We start from the raw sequence: 1859 nt of genomic DNA, 5'->3' as shown, positions 1-1859 counted from the left end.
CGTGTGCCCACAACTTCGATTTCCACGCGGCGGTTCTTGGAACGGCCAGCAGAAGTTTTGTTGTCAGCCACAGGCTGCTTCTCGCCTTTGCCTTCGGTGTAGACGCGGTTCTTTTGGATGCCTTTGGACACCAAGTAGGCCTTGACGGTTTCAGCGCGCTTGACCGACAGCTTCTGGTTGTAAGCATCGGAGCCGGTGGCGTCGGTGTGACCCACAGCGATGATGACTTCCAGGTTGATGCCCTTGACTTTGCCAATCAAGTCGTCGAGCTTGGCTTTGCCTTCGGCTTTCAGGACCGACTTGTCAAAGTCGAAGAAAGTGTCAGCGGCGTAAGTCACTTTGGTGGCGGCGGGTGGTGGCGGTGCCTTGGCAGCTGGCTTGGCTGCTGGTGCTGGAGCGGCCTTGGGCGCAGGTGCAGGTGCAGGTGCAGGTGCAGCCTTAGGTGCAGGTGCTACAGCAGGCTTGGCCACGATGGCGCCATCGCAACCAACTGCGGCTGTGGCAGGTGTCCAGTTGGCATCACGCCAGCACAGTTCATTGGTGCCGTTTTTCCAAACCAAGTCACCAGAGCCATTGCGCCAGTTGTCGACAGTTTGTGCGCCAGCGGCGGTTGCGAGAGCTGCGGAGGCCAACAACATCGCCACTTTGTTCAATTTCTTCATGGTCTTCCTTTGGGGGATAAAGCCGCAGCCGCGCTGCGAAAAAGTTGACGCCGCAGATGACCTTCACCTGCTGCGTTGTCAATTATTGTGCCATAGACCAAATCTCGCTCAGTCAAATGGCGGACAGACAACAGAGTAAGGAATACAAATGCCGTACAAATGTTGCATGGACGCGACAGCCGCTTGGACTTAAAATGTCTCGTTTACACCGCACCACCTTTCCTTACATCTATGACCCAGTTCGCCAAAGAAACACTGCCCATCAGTCTGGAAGAGGAAATGCGGCGCAGCTACCTCGATTACGCCATGAGCGTGATCGTCGGTCGCGCCCTGCCCGATGCCCGGGACGGCCTGAAACCCGTGCACCGCCGCGTGTTGTTTGCGATGCACGAACTGAACAACGACTGGAACCGCCCTTATAAAAAGTCGGCCCGTATCGTGGGTGATGTGATCGGTAAATACCACCCGCACGGCGACCAATCCGTGTACGACACCATCGTGCGCATGGCGCAAGATTTTTCCATGCGCCACATGTTGGTGGATGGCCAAGGCAACTTCGGCTCGGTAGACGGCGACAACGCAGCGGCTATGCGTTACACCGAAATCCGCCTGGCCAAGATCGCCCACGAGATGCTGGGCGACATCGACAAGGACACTGTCGACTTTGGCCCGAACTACGACGGCTCTGAAAAAGAACCGCTGGTGTTGCCTTCACGCCTGCCCAACTTGCTGATCAACGGCTCAGGCGGTATTGCTGTGGGCATGGCCACCAACATTCCGCCGCACAACCTGAATGAGGTGGTGGACGCTTGCTTGCATTTGCTGCGCAACCCCGACGCGTCGATTGACGAACTGATGGAAATCGTGCCCGCGCCGGACTTCCCGACAGGCGCCATCATTTATGGCATGACGGGCGTCAAGGATGGCTACCGCACCGGGCGTGGCCGCGTGGTCATGCGCGCCAAGTGCCACTTCGAAGACATCGACAAAGGCCAGCGCCAATGCATCGTGGTCGATGAGCTGCCCTACCAAGTCAACAAAAAGACTTTGCAAGAGCGCATGGCCGAGTTGGTGCACGAAAAGAAGATCGAAGACATCAGCCACATCCAAGACGAATCCGACAAATCGGGCATGCGCCTGGTGATCGAACTCAAGCGCGGCGCAGTGCCCGAGGTGGTGCTGAACAACCTGTACAAA

Annotated in this window: 2 protein-coding genes; one reads left to right on the top strand and one right to left on the bottom strand. The window is 57.2% G+C overall.

Annotation, left to right across the window (positions count from 1 at the left end; genetic code table 11):
* On the bottom strand, positions 1 to 662 hold a 662-nt coding region (ompA, locus tag Q0341_RS04350), incomplete at its 3' end, for an outer membrane protein OmpA (RefSeq protein WP_299510834.1).
* 231 nt (positions 663 to 893) lie between these two features.
* On the opposite strand from ompA, the gene Q0341_RS04345 reads away from it, so the two are divergent.
* On the top strand, positions 894 to 1859 hold a 966-nt coding region (locus Q0341_RS04345; RefSeq protein ID WP_299510833.1), incomplete at its 3' end, for a DNA gyrase subunit A.

It is taken from the genome of uncultured Limnohabitans sp., from assembly GCF_937889215.1.
Taxonomy (GTDB): Bacteria; Pseudomonadota; Gammaproteobacteria; order Burkholderiales; family Burkholderiaceae_C; genus Limnohabitans_A.
The sequence above is the reverse complement of the archived record's forward strand: the minus strand, read 5'-3'. Positions and strand labels throughout refer to the sequence as shown.